Raw genomic sequence first — 13,698 nt, 5'->3', positions numbered from 1 at the left:
TACATACGATAGAAGTGTAAGGTTACTCACTTAACAGGTAGTGTGTAGCTGGCGGGACTCCTCAAAGGGCTAAAGTTCCGAGAGGACCTTACGCAATGTGACCGGCTTCAATCCTGGTTGTTACCGCGTACTTTCCGCAGCTGGCTATCGCGGTCATCGCGGTTCCCGGCTGAACAGAAAACTACTTCGACGTAGAAGGACACTAAACCGTGGACCTGTTTGAATATCAGGCGCGCGATATGTTCGAAGCGCACGGTGTACCCGTGCTCGCCGGCATCGTGGCGCACACTCCTGAAGAAGCGAAGGCAGCTGCCGAGAAGATCGGCGGCGTAACAGTCGTCAAGGCACAGGTTAAGGTTGGTGGCCGCGGCAAGGCCGGCGGCGTCAAGGTTGCCAAGTCTGCCGACGAGGCACTTGAGCACGCCACCAATATCCTGGGCATGGACATCAAGGGCCACACCGTCAACAAGGTGATGATCGCCCAGGGTGCTGACATCGCCGAGGAATTCTACTTCTCGGTCCTCCTGGACCGTGCCAACCGCAACTACCTGGCCATGTGCTCGGTTGAAGGCGGCATGGAAATCGAGCAGCTTGCTGTCGAGCGTCCCGAGGCCCTGGCCAAGATCGCGATCGACCCCGCTGTGGGCATCGACCAGGCCAAGGCCGACGAAATCGTCGCAGCCGCAGGCTTCGCTGAGGAACTGCGCGGCAAAGTGGCCGACGTCATTCTGAAGCTGTGGGACGTCTTCAAGAAGGAAGACGCAACCCTGGTTGAGGTCAACCCGCTGGTCCGCACCGGTGCAGGCGAGATCGTTGCCCTCGACGGCAAGGTTTCCCTGGACGAGAACGCTGACTTCCGCCACGTGCACCACGCAACGCTGGAAGACAAGGACGCAGCTGACCCGCTCGAGGCGAAGGCCAAGGCCCAGGACCTCAACTACGTCAAGCTGGACGGCGAAGTGGGCATCATCGGCAACGGCGCCGGTCTTGTGATGTCCACCCTCGACGTCGTTGCTTACGCCGGTGAAAACCACGGCAACGTCAAGCCCGCCAACTTCCTGGACATCGGTGGTGGAGCTTCCGCCGAGGTCATGGCCAACGGCCTGGACGTTATCCTGGGCGACTCCCAGGTCAAGAGCGTGTTCGTGAACGTCTTCGGCGGAATCACCGCCTGTGACGCTGTTGCCAAGGGCATCGTCGGTGCACTGGCCGAGCTCGGTTCTTCCGCGAACAAGCCGCTGGTTGTTCGCCTCGACGGCAACAACGTTGAGGAAGGCCGCCGCATCCTGACCGAGGCCAACCACCCGCTGGTAACCCTGGCCGCCACCATGGACGAGGGCGCCGACAAGGCTGCCGAGCTCGCCAACGCAGCTAAGTAAAGGGACGCGACAATGTCTATCTACCTCAACAAGGACTCCAAGGTCATCGTTCAGGGCATCACCGGCGGCGAGGGCACCAAGCACACCGCCCTGATGCTCAAGGCCGGCACCAACATTGTTGGTGGCGTCAACGCCCGCAAGGCCGGCACCACGGTCCTGCACGGCGACAAGGAAATCACGGTCTTCGGCACCGTCAAGGAAGCCATGGCTGAAACCGGCGCTGACGTCTCCATCGTCTTCGTTCCGCCGGCATTCACCAAGGACGCCGTGGTTGAAGCCATCGAAGCCGGCATCGGCCTCGTGGTTGTCATCACCGAGGGTGTACCGGTTCAGGACTCCGCTGAGTTCTGGGCACTGGCCCAGTCCAAGGTGGATGCTGACGGCAAGCAGGTCACCCGCATCATCGGGCCGAACTGCCCCGGTATCATCACTCCGGGCGAGGCCCTGGTTGGCATCACCCCGGCGAACATCACGGGCAAGGGCCCCATCGGCCTCGTGTCCAAGTCCGGTACCTTGACCTACCAGATGATGTACGAACTCCGCGACCTCGGCTTCTCCACCGCGATCGGTATCGGTGGCGACCCCATCATCGGCACCACGCACATCGACGCCCTGGCCGCGTTCGAAGCTGACCCCGAGACCAAGGCAATCGTCATGATCGGCGAAATCGGTGGCGATGCCGAAGAGCGCGCCGCTGACTTCATCAAGGCCAACGTCACCAAGCCGGTTGTCGGCTACGTGGCCGGCTTCACTGCTCCCGAAGGCAAGACCATGGGCCACGCCGGCGCCATCGTCTCCGGTTCCGCTGGTACCGCGCAGGCCAAGAAGGAAGCCCTCGAGGCTGCAGGCGTGAAGGTCGGCAAGACGCCGTCCGAGACCGCCAAGCTGCTGCGCGAAGTTTACGCAACGCTCTAGGTTCACGGCCGCAAGGCAGAACACGTTCGACGGCGGCCCGGTGCCTTCCCCACGGAAGGTGCCGGGCCGCCGTCGTACTTTAAGCCCGTGATGGGGACGCGCATATTCGTTGGCGCCGCGGATATTCGTCGGGGACGCGCGGATGTGGGTGTCGTGGGTCGGGATGGGTGTCGCGTACGTGCTTGGGTGTCTTATTCTCGACGGCGGCCCGGTGCCCTTCCGTTGTTGGAGGGCGCAGCGCGGAGTGTGACGCGCATATTCGTTGGCGCCGCGGATATTCGTTGGCGCCGCGCGGATGTGGGTGTCGTGGGTCGGGATGGGTGTCGCGTACGTGCTTGGGTGTCTTATTCTCGACGGCGGCCCGGTGCCTTCCCCACGGAGGGTGCCGGGCCGTCGTCGTACTTTAAGCCCGTGCTGGGGACGCGCATATTCGTTGGCNGTCCGAGACCGCCAAGCTGCTGCGCGAAGTTTACGCAACGCTCTAGGTTCACGGCCGCAAGGCAGAACACGTTCGACGGCGGCCCGGTGCCTTCCTCACGGAAGGTGCCGGGCCGCCGTCGTACTTTGAGGCCTTTGCTGTACTCCACACGACTATGTTTGTTAGTATGTCAGGACAAACTACTTCAGGAGGATTGCAATGCCGCTTGTTCGTATTGATGTAAACCCAGGCCGCTCTCCCGGTGAGCTGGCCGCCATCAGTCGCGCTATCCACCATGCCATCGTCTCCGAGTATGGAATTCCCGAGCAGGACTACTTCCACATCCTCACCGAACATGCCCCGGGGCAGATTGTCGCCCAGGATGCGGGCCTCGGTTTTGAGCGGACCGCCGGGGTGGTCATGATTCAGATCTTCACCCAAGGTGGGCGGAGCCAGCCGGCCAAGAGCTCGCTCTTCGAAGCCATTGCCGCAGGCCTGGCCGGGGTGGGTGTGGCAGGGGAGGATGTCTTCATTGGGTACGTGGAGAACTCGCCCGGCGACTGGTCATTCGGCTTCGGGCGCAGCCAGTACGTCACTGGAGAACTGGCTGTTCCGAGCAAGTAAAAGCCGTCCGTGTCATGTTGTAAATATGTCAGTACAAACCTTTGACAGGACATGAAATCTGGTGCAAAGTAGTCATGTGGCCCCGCTCACTGAGGGGTGGCAAGGCATTGGGGCCCAGCGCTCAAAGGTTCAGAGTTCACAAGAGAAAGGTCAACGATTACCGTGACCCACGAACTACTCACGATCGGGCGCATCAGCGTTGATATCTACCCGAACGACATCGGAGTGGACCTGGAGGATGTGACATCCTTCGGCAAGTACCTGGGAGGTTCGCCCTCCAATGTGGCCGTTGCTGCCGCACGCCATGGCCGCCGCACGGGTGTCATCACGCGCACCGGCGACGACGCATTCGGGACCTACTTGCACCGCGAACTCCGCAAGTTCAACGTTGACGATTCGTTCGTTTCCCCGGTGGCGCAGTACCCCACGGCTGTGACGTTCTGTGCGATCAAGCCTGCAACCGACGAGTTCCCGCTGTACTTCTACGGCCGCTTCCCCACGGCCCCTGACCTGCAGATCAAAGCCGAAGAGCTGGATCTCGAAGCCGTCCGGGAAGCCGGAATCTTCTGGTCCACCGTCACAGGCCTGTGCCAGGAGCCCAGCCGCAGCGCCCATATCGCCGCGCACCGTGCCCGTCCCCGGACCGGCCTGAAGCCAGGCCAGTTCACCATCCTGGACCTCGACTACCGCCCCATGTTCTGGTCGTCCGAAGAAGAAGCCCGCACCGAGGTCGCCAAGATCCTCCCGCACGTCACGGTAGCGATCGGCAACGACAAGGAATGCGCCGTCGCCGTAGGGGAGGGAACTCCCGATGAGCAGGCAGACCGCCTGCTGGCCGCCGGTGTTGAGATCGCCGTCGTGAAGCTCGGCGCGGAGGGTGTCATGGCCAAGACCCGCACCGAACGCGTCGTCTCCGCGCCTGTCCCGGTGGAAACCGTCAATGGCCTGGGCGCCGGTGACTCCTTCGGCGGCGCTTTCTGTCACGGACTGCTGTCCGGCTGGCCGCTCTCCGAAGTCCTCGATTACGCCAACGCTTCGGGCGCGATCGTCGCCTCCCGCGTTTCGTGCGCGGATGCCATGCCGACGCCGGACGAGGTCACCTCGCTGCTCGCCGAACGCGGCCGGCCCATTCCCGGTGCCACCCTTGCAGCCTCCTCCACCTATGCAGCCTCCTCCACCCATACAGAAGGAGCAGTGCGTTGAGCCTCAACGATGACCCCCGCCGCTATGAGCACCTGAGCCGGATACGGCTTGAAGACCCGGAGGCCGTCGCCCGCGCAGCTGCCACCCGCCGTCGTCATCCCGGCTTGAAGCACGGGACGCAGAACTTCATCGTCGCGGCTGATCACCCGGCCCGGGGAGCGCTGGCTGTCGGCTCCGAGCCGATGGCCATGGCGGACCGCCGTGACCTCCTGGACCGTCTCCAGATCGCGTTGGCCAACCCGGCTGTGGACGGCATCCTCGCCTCTCCGGACATCATGGATGACCTCCTGCTCCTGGGCGCGCTGGACGGCAAACTCATTTTTGGCTCCATGAACCGTGGCGGCCTGGCCGGCCTGGTCAACGAGTTCGACGACCGTTTCACCGGGCACACGGCCGAGGCCCTGGAAGCGCTGGGTGCCGATGGCGGCAAGATGCTGACCCGCATCTGCCTGGGCGACCCGGACACCGTGGCCACACTCGAAGCCACTGCCAAAGCCATTGATTCCCTGGCAGCCCGCAAGCTGATCGCCATGGTGGAGCCGTTCCTGTCCGTGAGAGATGCCCATGGCAAGGTCCGAAACGACCTCCGCGCAGATGCGGTGATCAAGTCCGTGGGGATTGCCGAGGGCCTCGGTTCCACCAGCGCCTACACCTGGATGAAGCTTCCGGTGGTGGCTGAGATGGAACGTGTCATGGCCTCCACCACCCTGCCTACCGTGCTGTTGGGTGGCGACCCCGATGGTACCCAGGACGAGGTGTTCGCCAGCTGGCAAGCAGCTTTGGCGCTGCCGGGCGTGCGTGGCCTGACAGTTGGGCGGACACTGCTTTACCCGCACGACGGCGATGTGGCAGGTGCCGTCGCGACGGCCGCCTCGCTGCTGAACAACACTGCGCCGCTGCCCGCCGATGCGGCGCAGAACGGCGCGGATGCCCGCATTCCAGTGAAAGTATCGGAGTAAGAACAGATGTCTTCCCGTCGGATGACCGTGGCGCAGGCTGTGGTCGAGTTCCTGTCCAAGCAGTACACCGTGGATTCCATCAATGGCGTGGAATACCGTGAGCGGCTGATCCCGGGCACGTTCGGTATTTTCGGCCACGGCAACGTGGCGGGCGTGGGGCAGGCCCTGAAGCAGTACCAGGCTGCGGATCCCACCATCATGCCGTACTACCAAGGCCGCAATGAGCAGGCCCAGGTGCACCAGGCGGTGGGTTACGCCCGTCATACACGCCGCCGCCAAACTTTCGCGATCAGCACCTCCATCGGCCCGGGTTCCTCGAACCTGCTCACGGGCGCCGCATTGGCCACCACCAACCGGCTTCCTGTCCTGCTGCTGCCGAGTGACACCTTCGCCACCCGCGCGGCCGACCCTGTGCTGCAGCAGCTGGAGCAGCCGTACGCGTATGACATCACGGTCAACGATGCTTTCCGTCCGTTGTCCAAGTTCTTCGACCGGGTTTCGCGTCCGGAGCAGTTGTTCTCCGCGTTCCATCACGGGCTGCGCGTCCTGACGGACCCGGCGGAGACGGGTGCGGTGACCATTTCACTGCCGCAGGATGTCCAGGCTGAGGCCTTCGACGTCCCGGAGGAGTTCCTGGCCGAGCGTGAATGGCGGATCCGCCGCCCCGAGGCCGAGGACGACGACATCAGGCGGGCAGTGGAGGCCATCCGTGCCGCCAAGCGTCCGCTGGTCATTGCCGGCGGCGGCGTCCTTTACGCGTACGCCAACGACGAACTCGCCAAGTTCGCTGAGCTGACCGGTATTCCGGTGGGCAACACCCAGGCAGGCGTGGGCGTGCTCCCGTGGGATCACAAGTTCTCCCTCGGAGCCATCGGTTCAACGGGCACGACGGCGGCCAACGCCATCGCTGCCGAAGCGGACCTCATCATCGGGATCGGCACACGCTACGAGGACTTCACCACCGCCTCCCGCACGGCGTTCCAGAACCCGGACGTGAAGTTCGTGAACATCAACGTCGCCCCGATTGATGCTTACAAGCACGGCACCACGCTGCCGATCGTCGCCGACGCCCGCAAAGCACTGGTGAAGCTCAACGAGGCCCTGGGTGGCTACCGGGTGGGTGCCGACCTCGAGGAGAAGATCGCTGCCGAGAAGAAGCGCTGGAACGCGATTGTGGACGAGGCCTTCGAGACCCGTTACACCCCGCTGCCGGCCCAGAACGAGATCATCGGAGCCACCAACAAGGCCATGGATGACCAGGACGTCGTCATCTGTGCCGCGGGTTCGCTTCCGGGTGACCTGCACAAGATGTGGCGCGTCCGTGACCCCTTCGGCTACCACGTGGAATACGCGTACTCCTGCATGGGCTACGAAATTCCCGGCGGCCTGGGCGTCAAACGCGCAGCGCTGGCCGAAGCCGCAGCAGGCGGCCCGGAACGGGATGTTGTGGTCATGGTGGGGGACGGCTCCTACCTGATGATGCACACCGAACTGGTCACCGCCGTCGCCGAACGCATCAAGCTGATCGTGGTCCTGATCCAGAACCACGGCTATGCCTCCATCGGTTCGCTGTCCGAGTCCCTCGGCTCGCAGCGCTTCGGCACGCAGTACCGCGTCCTGGACAAGGAACAGCACAGCTTCGACGCCGGTGAGCACCTGCCCATCGACCTCGCCACGAACGCCGAATCCCTGGGGGCCAAGGTCATCCGGATCGAGCCTGGAGAGAACGTCATTTCGTCTTTGGGCGCCGCCATCAAGGAAGCCAAGGCAGCCCCTGAAACCGGCCCGATCGTGATCCACGTGGAATCCGATCCGATGTTGGATGCGCCATCCTCCGAATCCTGGTGGGACGTCCCCGTCTCGCAGGTCTCGGATCTGGAATCCACCCAACAGGCCTACAAAACGTATACCGACCACAAGAACCGCCAGCGCAAACTGCTCGGCTGATTCCCCCCACACTTCAAAGCCACAGACCAAAGGAAGTCCGCACATGTCGACGACGACCACACTGACCACCATTCACCATTTCATCAACGGTGTTGAAACCACGGGTGAGGGCGAGCGTACCCAGCCCGTGTACAACCCGGCGACGGGCCAGGTCACTGCCGAGCTGCGCCTGGCCAACGAAGCCGATCTGAACACCACCGTTGCCGCGGCGAAGAAAGCTGCCGAGTCCTGGGGTGATATTTCCCTGGCCAAGCGCACCGCCGTCCTCTTCAAGTTCCGCGAGCTGGTTGCTGCCCACGTGGACGAACTGGCCGAGCTGATCACCGCCGAGCACGGCAAGGTCCTCTCCGACGCCAAGGGCGAGATCGGCCGCGGCCTGGAAGTCATCGAGTTCGCCTGTGGCATCCCGCAGCTGCTCAAGGGTGATTACTCGGACCAGGTCTCCACGGGCATCGATGTCTTCTCCTTCCGCGAACCCCTGGGCGTGGTTGCCGGTATTACCCCGTTCAACTTCCCCGTGATGGTGCCGTTGTGGATGGCACCAATGGCCATTGCCACTGGCAACGCGTTCATCCTTAAGCCCTCCGAACGTGACCCGTCCGCGCCGATGCTCCTGGCCAAGCTCTGGAAGCAGGCCGGCCTGCCCGACGGCGTGTTCCAGGTCCTGCACGGCGGCAAGGAAACCGTTGACGGACTGTTGACCCACCCGGACGTGGACGGCATCTCGTTCGTTGGGTCCACCCCGATCGCCCAGTACGTCCACGAAACCGCCACCAAGCACGGCAAGCGTGTCCAGGCCCTGGGCGGTGCGAAGAACCACGCCATCGTGATGCCCGATGCGGACCTCGACAACGCCGCCGACCACCTCGCCGCTGCTGCTTTCGGATCCGCGGGGGAGCGCTGCATGGCGATCTCCGTCGCCGTCGCCGTCGGAGACGCCGCCGAGCTGATCGTGAAGAAAGTCGAAGAACGCGCCCTGGCCGTCAAGGTCAACAACGGCACCGAACCCGACGCCGAAATGGGCCCGGTCATCACCCCGGCTTCCAAGGAACGCATCGTCAAGATCGTCACCGAAGCCGAAACCGCCGGCGCGGCCATGGTGGTGGACGGACGCGACCTGGTGGTCCCCGGCCACGAAGACGGCTTCTGGGTGGGCCCCACCGTGATCGACCACGTCAACACCGAAATGACCGCCTACACCGAGGAAATCTTCGGACCCGTCCTCGTGGTGGTCCGCGTGGCCGACCTCGATGAAGGCATCAAACTGATCAACTCCAACCCCTACGGCAACGGCACCGCAATCTTCACCTCCTCAGGGGCCAACGCCCGGAAGTTCCAGCGCTCCGTCACCGTGGGCATGGTGGGCATCAACGTCCCCCTGCCCGTCCCGGTGGCCTACCACTCCTTCGGCGGCTGGAAGAACTCACTCTTCGGCGACAAACACATCTACGGCCCCGAAGGCGTCTCCTTCTACACCCGCGGCAAAGTCATCACCTCACGCTGGCCCGAACCCGCCCACGCCTCCGGAGCCTCCTACAACTTCCCGTCCAACTAGCGGCACGGCCCGGCACAGAAGAAAGAATCGCTGCAATGACTGATGTTGAGAACAAGCTGATCATTGGCACCGCCCCCGACTCCTGGGGAGTCTGGTTCGCGGATGACCCCCAGCAGACACCGTGGGAACGCTTCCTGGACGAGGTTGCGGAGTCCGGCTACAAATGGATTGAACTGGGTCCCTACGGCTACCTTCCGAACGACCCCACCCACTTGGCCGAAGAACTCAAGCAACGTGACCTCAAGGTCACTGCGGGCACGGTCTTCACGGCTTTCCACCGCGGTGCCCGGCAGTATGACGAAGCGTGGGAGCCGGCCCGCAAGGTGGCCGAACTGACGGCAGCCATGGGCGGCGAACACATCGTTGTCATCCCCGCCATGTGGCGTGACGATGTCACGGGCGAGGCCGTGGAGAACGGTGAACTCTCCGACGAACAGTGGGCCGATCTTTTCGCCGGACACAACCGGATGGGCAAGGTCCTGTTGGAGGACTTCGGCCTGCACCAGCAGTTCCACTCGCATGCGGACTCCCACGTTGGTGCGCAGAAGGACATTGAGACCCTGCTGGCCGCGACGGATCCCCAGTACCTCAACCTCTGCCTGGACACAGGTCACGCCGAGTACTGCGGTGCATCCAGCCTGGAACTCATCAAGAACTACCCGGACCGCATCGGATACCTGCACTTGAAGCAGATCAACCCCGAGATCCTTGCCGAGGTCAACGAGAAGAACATGACCTGGGCAGCTGCCAACCTGGCCGGCGTCATGACTGAGCCGCCGAACGGCCTCCCGGACCTGCGCGCCGTCATCGACGCCGTGGAGGCGCTCAACCGTCCCATTTTCGGCATCGTGGAGCAGGACATGTACCCGGTAGCTTTCGATGTTCCGATGCCCATCGCCAAGCGGACCCGCAACTACCTGCTGTCCTGCGGATCCCGTACCCGCGTTGAGTAACGCACTCCAGTAACGCCTGCCAGCAGCACCCCAAAAGAACCTCACGAAGGATAAGAACAGTGACCAAGACTCTCCGCGTTGCCGTCATCGGTGCGGGCCGCATGGGTGCGGACCACATCAAGCGCCTCAGCACCCGCATCCACGGCGCTGAAGTAGCCGCCGTCGTCGACGTCGACCTCGCCCGGGCGCAAGCCGCCATCGAAGGCATTGACGGCGCAGTGGCGCTGTCCAGTGCCGACGAGGCTCTCAACAACGGTGACGTGAACGCCGTCCTGATTGCCACCCCCGGATTCCTCCACGAGGAAATCCTCTACAAGGCACTCGAAAAGGACTTCCCGATTCTTTGCGAGAAGCCTCTGACCCCGGACGCGGAAAGCGCCTGGAAGGTTGTCGAGGCCGAGCAGGCGCTCGGTCACAAAAGGATCCAGGTGGGGTTCATGCGCCGCTTCGACGCCGAGTACGCGGCGCTCGGATCGGTCATCCGCAACAGCGGATTGGGGGAGCTGTTGATGCTGCACCACCAGCACCGCAACCCGACAACGCCCGAGGGCTTCACCAACGAGATGCTGATCAACGACTCCGTGGTCCACGAGTTCGACGCGATCCGCTACTTCACCGGTGAAGAAATCACCTCCGTACAGGTCCGTCTGGGCAAGGCAACACGCAACGCTCCGAACGGCCAGCACGACCCCCAGCACGTTCTGCTGGAGACCGAGTCCGGTGTGCTGGCCGACGTCGAGATCTACGTCAACGCCAAGTTCGGCTACCAGGTGGCCACCCAGGCATCCTTCGAGGACGGCATCGTGAGCATCGGCGGCGACAACGGCCCGTACGTGCAGACCGCAGGCAAGTGGGGTGGCAACGTCACCCCGGGCTTTGAAGAGCGTTTCGGAGCGGCGTACGACGTCGAGGTTCAGGCTTGGGCGGACGCCGCCCTGCGCGGCGAAATAGGCGGTCCAACCGCCTGGGACGGTTACGCCACCGCCGCCTGCTGCGAGGCCGGCGTCGAGGCCCAGAAGTCCGGCGAGAAGGTCAAGGTCCAGCTGAACACCAAACCGGACCTGTACAAGTAGGGATTGAGCATGAAGATCGCACTTGATCCCACACCGTTCCACCACAGTCACAGTCTGCTGGAGTTCCCGCGCGTGGCCGCGGACCTGGGCTACAAGTACCTGCAGATGACCCCGCATGCGGACCTCATCCCGTTCTTCAACCACCCCAAAGCGGACGACGAGCTGGTGGGCAAACTGAAAGCAGCTTGCAAGGACGCGGGCGTCGAGATCGCCTCAGTCCTGCCGGTCCTGCGCTGGTCCGGTCCGGACGAGGACGCGCGCGAAGCTGCCGTCCGCTACTGGAAGCGTGCCATCCAGATTGCGGTGGACCTTGGCGTGCAGACGATGAACACGGAGTTCAGCGGGCGTCCTGAGAAGGCAGAGGAGTCCGAGCGCGCGTTTTACCGTTCCATGGAAGAGCTTCTGCCCATCATCGAACGCGAGGACATGGACGTGCTGATCGATCCGCATCCGGACGACTTCGTTGAGGACGGTCTGGCCGCCCTGCGGGTTATCCGGGGCGTGAACTCGCCGAATATCGGCATGGTCTATGTCGCTTCGCACACGTTCCACATGGGCAACCGGCCCCTGGAGATCATGCGGGCCGCCGGGGACAAGCTCCGGCTGGTCCACGTTTCGGACACCATGAACCACCACGCGTCACACGGCCTACGCTACATCACCAACCCGCCCGGCAATGCTGTCCGGGTACACCAGCATCTGAAGATCGGTGACGGGGATGTGAACTGGGATGAGTTCTTTGGCGGGCTGAAAGAAATCGGCTTCCTGGACAAGGCGAACACCGTGATGGTTTCGTCGGTCTTCGCCGAGGATGAGAACGCTGAAGACGTTTCCCGCTACCAGCTCAAGACGATGAACGACTACATCGCCCAGGCAAAGTAACGCGGATTGTCCCTACAGCAAATGCCCCCAAGAACTCGTCTTGGGGGCATTTGCTGTCTAAGGGCTCAGGCCGTAAACGGAAGCCTGGGATCGATGTCCTGGCCCTCCCAGGTCTGGCGGATCCAGCCGTGGTGGGGGTCGTCGCTGATGAGCCAGTCGCGGACGCGGCCGGGGCCGGCCATGACGTTGAGGTAGTAGAGGTCGTAGCCGGGTGCTGCCATGGCGGGGCCGTGCCAGCCATACGGAACCAGCACGACATCGCCGGTACGGACCTCAGCGGAGACATCGATGGGTCGTTCGTCGGAGGCATAGACGCGGGCGTGGCCGAACGCGTCGGCGTCTTCAGGCGCGGGGGAGCCGGCAGCGACCCGGGTCTCGAAGTAGTAGATTTCCTCCAGGCTGGTCTCGCCGTCCTTCTCCTCATCGTGCTTGTGGGGAGGGTAGGAGGACCAGTTGCCGGCCGGGGTGATGACTTCGCAGACGATGAAACGGTCGGCTTCCAACGCGGCTGGCGTGCCGAAGTTGTGCACCTGGCGCGAGCAGTTACCGGCACCGCGAAGCTCCACGGGCGTCTCGGCTGCGGTGATCAGGCGGGTCGGGTACCCGGCCTTGGCCGGCGCGGTCGCAATGGCCACCCGGCCGCCGTCGTTCGAACTGATGGTGGCTGCCTTGCCGATTCCCGTGTAGAGGACGTCGCTGGGCCCGTGGAAAACGGACTGCCGCCCGGCGAGGACGTACTCGCCGTCGTCAACGGTTACGGTGAACGAGCCGCTCAGCGGCACCACAATGCGCTCTTCAGGAGCGGCGGGAAGTTCGACGGCGGCGCCCGCGGCGAGCGTCGCGACCTTCAGTCCCGTATGGGCCCAGCCGTCGACGGCGAGGCTGGAATCGAACGTTCCCAGCGAGATATCCCACTTACCGTCGTTGGCTGTTCCCAGCGGGTAAACCCAGTTGGCCATCAATAGTCTGTCCTTGCGTTAGCGCTGTACGAGTGTCATTTCAAAGCTGTAGGAGTCGGCGCGGTAGACGTGGTGGCCGGTTTCCACCATGCGTCCGGTGTCGTCCACTGCGGTGCGTTCCATCGTGACCAGGGCCGAGCCGACCTCCGCTTCGAGGAGGGGAGCCTGGTAGTCGTTGGCGATCATGGCGCCGATGCGCTGGGAAGCGAGCCTGAAGTTCACCCCGCCACGCCGAAGGATGGCGTAGAGGCCTTCCTTGGAAAGCTGGGCTTCATCCATGCTGGTGATGTCATCGCGGACCCAGTTCTCCATGAGAGCCAGGGGTTTGCCGCCCACTTTGCGCAAGCGCGTGAAGTGGTAGACCTTGGACCCGGCGGGCAGCTGGAGGGCTGTGAGTGTCAGTGCGTCGGCTTCGACGTGGGAGAAGCTCAACACTTCGGTGGTGGGCTTCTTGCCGTTGTTGCTGAGGTCGTCGTAGAGGCTGGAGAGTTCCAGCGGCCTGCGGACCTGGCTGGCTACCACCTGCGTTCCCACTCCGCGTTTGCGGACCAGGAGGCCGGCGCGGACAAGCTCGTCCATTGCCTTGCGCATGGTGGGCCGGGACAGATTGAGTTGTGCCGCGAGGTCGATTTCATTGTCCAGGCGGCTCCCGGGTTCCAGGATGCCGCTGTGGATCGCGGCCTCGATGCCCTGGACCACTTGATGGTAGAGGGGCACGGGAGACGAACGATCGATGCTGAGACTGAGTTGGTTCGCCACTGGATTCTCCTAGACGCCTGCTGAAGACCGGCCAGGGAAGCAGGATGTGGCTCCTCTGCCGGATGGAAGCGC

12 protein-coding genes are annotated in these 13,698 nt (G+C 63.5%); 10 read left to right on the top strand and 2 right to left on the bottom strand.

What is annotated here, in order from left to right; translation table 11 throughout:
- Positions 1–209: 209 nt before the first annotated feature.
- The 10 genes from sucC to IEY62_RS07645 all read left to right on the top strand — a co-directional run bounded on the left by sucC (position 210) and on the right by IEY62_RS07645 (position 11,908).
- A complete protein-coding gene (gene sucC, locus IEY62_RS07690; RefSeq protein ID WP_189015546.1) occupies positions 210–1,379 on the top strand; it encodes an ADP-forming succinate--CoA ligase subunit beta in 1,170 nt (389 codons plus the stop codon).
- 12 nt (positions 1,380–1,391) lie between these two features.
- Complete coding sequence (gene sucD / locus IEY62_RS07685) at positions 1,392–2,294, top strand: succinate--CoA ligase subunit alpha (RefSeq protein WP_018779613.1); 903 nt, start codon at positions 1,392–1,394, stop codon at positions 2,292–2,294.
- Between the two features lie 637 nt (positions 2,295–2,931).
- Positions 2,932–3,336 carry a tautomerase family protein gene (locus IEY62_RS07680; protein WP_189015544.1) on the top strand — a complete coding sequence of 135 codons (405 nt, stop codon included), beginning with the start codon at positions 2,932–2,934 and terminating at the stop codon, positions 3,334–3,336.
- Positions 3,337–3,498: 162 nt separating this feature from the next.
- Positions 3,499–4,539 (top strand): 5-dehydro-2-deoxygluconokinase, encoded by a 1,041-nt coding sequence (iolC, locus tag IEY62_RS07675; RefSeq protein ID WP_189015542.1) that lies wholly within the window; start codon positions 3,499–3,501, stop codon positions 4,537–4,539.
- A complete protein-coding gene (locus tag IEY62_RS07670) occupies positions 4,536–5,498 on the top strand; it encodes a Cgl0159 family (beta/alpha)8-fold protein (protein ID WP_189015540.1) in 963 nt (320 codons plus the stop codon). Before iolC ends, IEY62_RS07670 begins: the two co-directional genes overlap by 4 nt.
- 21 nt (positions 5,499–5,519) lie before the next feature.
- Positions 5,520–7,445: a 3D-(3,5/4)-trihydroxycyclohexane-1,2-dione acylhydrolase (decyclizing) gene (iolD, locus tag IEY62_RS07665; protein ID WP_189015760.1), complete on the top strand. Its 1,926-nt coding sequence runs from the start codon at positions 5,520–5,522 to the stop codon at positions 7,443–7,445.
- Positions 7,446–7,488: 43 nt separating this feature from the next.
- Positions 7,489–9,000: a CoA-acylating methylmalonate-semialdehyde dehydrogenase gene (locus IEY62_RS07660; RefSeq protein WP_189015538.1), complete on the top strand. Its 1,512-nt coding sequence runs from the start codon at positions 7,489–7,491 to the stop codon at positions 8,998–9,000.
- A 35-nt stretch (positions 9,001–9,035) separates the two neighbouring features.
- Positions 9,036–9,953 carry a sugar phosphate isomerase/epimerase family protein gene (locus IEY62_RS07655; RefSeq protein ID WP_189015536.1) on the top strand — a complete coding sequence of 306 codons (918 nt, stop codon included), beginning with the start codon at positions 9,036–9,038 and terminating at the stop codon, positions 9,951–9,953.
- Between the two features lie 59 nt (positions 9,954–10,012).
- Entirely contained in the window at positions 10,013–11,026 is a 1,014-nt protein-coding gene (locus IEY62_RS07650; protein ID WP_189015534.1) for a Gfo/Idh/MocA family protein, read from the top strand.
- A gap of 9 nt (positions 11,027–11,035) precedes the next feature.
- Positions 11,036–11,908 (top strand): sugar phosphate isomerase/epimerase family protein, encoded by an 873-nt coding sequence (locus IEY62_RS07645; protein WP_189015532.1) that lies wholly within the window; start codon positions 11,036–11,038, stop codon positions 11,906–11,908.
- A 65-nt stretch (positions 11,909–11,973) separates the two neighbouring features.
- On the opposite strand, the gene iolB is transcribed toward IEY62_RS07645, so the two are convergent.
- Both iolB and IEY62_RS07635 read right to left on the bottom strand, forming a co-directional pair.
- On the bottom strand, positions 11,974–12,867 hold the full coding sequence (gene iolB / locus IEY62_RS07640; RefSeq protein WP_189015530.1) for a 5-deoxy-glucuronate isomerase: 894 nt from the start codon (positions 12,865–12,867) through the stop codon (positions 11,974–11,976).
- 18 nt (positions 12,868–12,885) lie between these two features.
- The gene (locus IEY62_RS07635; RefSeq protein ID WP_018779623.1) at positions 12,886–13,626 is read right to left on the bottom strand and encodes a GntR family transcriptional regulator; all 741 of its coding nucleotides are present in this window, start codon (positions 13,624–13,626) and stop codon (positions 12,886–12,888) included.
- Between the last annotated feature and the right edge of the window lie 72 nt (positions 13,627–13,698).

The sequence above is a fragment of the Paenarthrobacter histidinolovorans genome, from assembly GCF_014647595.1.
Classification (GTDB): Bacteria; Actinomycetota; Actinomycetes; order Actinomycetales; family Micrococcaceae; genus Arthrobacter; species Arthrobacter histidinolovorans.
Note: the sequence above shows the minus strand (reverse complement) of the source record. Positions and strands in the feature narration are given on the sequence as shown.

What these genes read in the sequence shown, in the direction of transcription:
- IEY62_RS07680 (WP_189015544.1), top strand. Translation starts at nt 2,932, where the DNA reads ATGCCGCTTGTTCGTATTGATGTAAACCCAGGCCGCTCTCCCGGTGAG.
- IEY62_RS07645 (WP_189015532.1), top strand. Translation starts at nt 11,036, where the DNA reads ATGAAGATCGCACTTGATCCCACACCGTTCCACCACAGTCACAGTCTG.
- IEY62_RS07660 (WP_189015538.1), top strand. Translation starts at nt 7,489, where the DNA reads ATGTCGACGACGACCACACTGACCACCATTCACCATTTCATCAACGGT.
- iolD (WP_189015760.1), top strand. Translation starts at nt 5,520, where the DNA reads ATGACCGTGGCGCAGGCTGTGGTCGAGTTCCTGTCCAAGCAGTACACC.
- sucD (WP_018779613.1), top strand. Translation starts at nt 1,392, where the DNA reads ATGTCTATCTACCTCAACAAGGACTCCAAGGTCATCGTTCAGGGCATC.
- IEY62_RS07655 (WP_189015536.1), top strand. Translation starts at nt 9,036, where the DNA reads ATGACTGATGTTGAGAACAAGCTGATCATTGGCACCGCCCCCGACTCC.
- iolB (WP_189015530.1), bottom strand. Translation starts at nt 12,867, where the DNA reads ATGGCCAACTGGGTTTACCCGCTGGGAACAGCCAACGACGGTAAGTGG.